Annotated in this window: 1 pseudogene; it reads left to right on the forward strand. The window is 44.4% G+C overall.

The window, feature by feature from the left end:
• Positions 1 to 51 precede the first annotated feature (51 nt).
• Positions 52 to 369: pseudogene (locus tag HC176_RS17605) on the forward strand (5-(carboxyamino)imidazole ribonucleotide synthase); the annotation flags it as partial.

Here is a 369-nt window from a genome sequence, read left to right on the forward strand (position 1 = left end):
TCTTGATGCATTCTTGATTTTTAAAATTATTTTTGCTGAAACACCGCTTTAATGACCAACTTTTTTTCTTCAGATTTCACCCTCGGGATTCTTGGCGGCGGCCAGCTTGGTAAAATGCTGCTATACGAAACCCGCAAATTTGATATACGCACCCTGGTGCTTGATCCCAGTGCAGAGGCTCCCTGCCGCATCGCCTGTAACGAATTCAACCGGGGCGATCTTATGGATTATGAAACGGTGCTTAACTTCGGAAGAAAAGCAGATGTGCTTACTTTTGAAATTGAAAGCGTGAATGTGGAGGCGCTTGAAACCCTTGAATCTGAAGGAATAAAAGTCTATCCCTCCTCAACAACCCTGAAGAGGATCCAG

This window comes from Tamlana crocina, from assembly GCF_012037625.1.